The organism is Fibrobacter sp. HC4 (genome assembly GCF_023373925.1).
GTDB lineage: Bacteria > Fibrobacterota > Fibrobacteria > Fibrobacterales > Fibrobacteraceae > Fibrobacter.
In genome coordinates this window covers 1-1,538 of sequence record NZ_JALCZV010000036.1, presented here as the reverse complement: position 1 = coordinate 1,538, position 1,538 = coordinate 1, and the positions used below count along the sequence as shown (strand labels likewise).

Annotated in this window: 2 protein-coding genes and 1 pseudogene; 2 read left to right on the top strand and 1 reads right to left on the bottom strand. The window is 44.7% G+C overall.

Annotated features, from left to right (window positions below):
- On the top strand, positions 1 to 398 hold a 398-nt coding region (locus MMG03_RS15420; RefSeq protein ID WP_275976911.1), incomplete at its 5' end, for an FISUMP domain-containing protein.
- Between the two features lie 233 nt (positions 399 to 631).
- Positions 632 to 1,270: a hypothetical protein gene (locus MMG03_RS15415; protein WP_073287503.1), complete on the top strand. Its 639-nt coding sequence runs from the start codon at positions 632 to 634 to the stop codon at positions 1,268 to 1,270.
- Between the two features lie 23 nt (positions 1,271 to 1,293).
- Here MMG03_RS15415 and MMG03_RS15990 read toward each other — a convergent pair.
- Positions 1,294 to 1,464 (bottom strand): annotated as a pseudogene (locus MMG03_RS15990) (DEAD/DEAH box helicase family protein); the annotation flags it as partial.
- Between the last annotated feature and the right edge of the window lie 74 nt (positions 1,465 to 1,538).

Genomic DNA, 1,538 nt, shown 5'->3' with positions numbered 1-1,538 from the left:
GTTCCGAAGATAGCCCTTCGGAGCCTAAGGACACTTTTGACGCAAACGTCGTCTGCCCAGCCGAAGGGACGAACGCATGCGGAGAGCCGAATCGAGGTTCATTCACCGACGAACGCGACGGACAGGTGTACAAGTACACCACAATAGGCAACCAAGTGTGGATGGCCGAGAACTTGAAATTCGACGCACCGTTCAGCCTGTGCTATGACAAAATCGAAGGCTTCTGCGATACGTTCGGCAGGTTTTATTCGCTACATATTGATGGTGAGGATTTGGGACTCTTTGACCGGGCTTTGCTAGACACCATTTGCCCTGCCGGGTGGCATGTGCCCTCTGTGGACGAATGGAATGTGTTAGCTAAAAATATGGGGGGGCGGAGTTTGCAGGTCCTAGGTTGATAAGTTCCTCTGATTTTGGAGAACGATACACTCCAGGAACTGATGATTGTGGGTTTAATTCTAAACCAGCGGGGGAATGGTTGTTAGACGGGACCATATCTGGCAACTATGCTGTATATTGGACATCAACCGCTAAAGACTTTAATTTGTCGTATGTGGTGGCTATGGGAGTTGGTTTTACAATAGGACAAAACTATCCCAAGCATTCATTACGTTGCATAAAGGATTAAGCTATGAAAAAAACAACATTTCTTCTTTTTTTGTTTTTGGTTTCTCAATCATTTGCCCTCTCGTTAGAGCAGGTAAAGGCGGCGCTCAAGGAAAAAACAATTCCTCGAGATTCCATTGAAATGAACCTTCGTACGTCTGTTCGCGCTGCGGGTGTGTATCAGCAAACTGATGTTTACATTGTGAGCAAAGGAGAAAACAAAAGCTACACTGAAATAAAAAGTAATTTTTTAAACCAGCGAAGCATTGTGAATGGAAATAAAATGAAGGTTGTGGATTTAAAGACGAATAAGTCGCAAATCCTAGATTACAATGCCGAAGCATTGAAATCGTCATCCTATGGAAATTTCAATCCGTTAGATTCGGGTGAATGGAAAGAGCCGAAGTTTTTTTCAGATGATACATATATTATACAGGGATCCGCTGGAACGTTGTATTACAATAGTAAATTGAAGCGTATCGAAAAATTGGAGTCTGTGAAGGACAATGCCGATGTTCTTACCACGTTCACTTATGATGCGAACAACAATATGAAAAAAATGGTTGTGTCGGTGTTGGTCAAAGGTGTGGAAAGTATTGTGACAACCGAGATCCTTCGTATGCAGAAATCAGATAAGGTTCCAGACAGAATGTTTGAATTCTGATGCAAATTCCAACCCATTCAAGGATTGTGGTGCAAAAATTCATAGAGTTGGGCGGCCAAGGTCTTGTTGTGGGTGAGGATGAGGGTAGGCTTTCCCACGTTCTTGATGACGTTTGCCATGGTGAAGGTCTTGCCGGAACCGGTTACGCCAAGGAGCGTCTGGAACTGGTCCCCTTGCTTGAAACCTTCGGTAATCTGCCCGGAAGGCTCTGCTCGGGGGAGAGAACCTTTGCTATCGGTTTTGCATACGGATCCGGGGTAATTGTCTT

Bases quoted from the DNA above. Each gene is read 5' to 3' on its own strand.
- MMG03_RS15415 (WP_073287503.1), top strand. From the start codon at position 632: ATGAAAAAAACAACATTTCTTCTTTTTTTGTTTTTGGTTTCTCAATCA.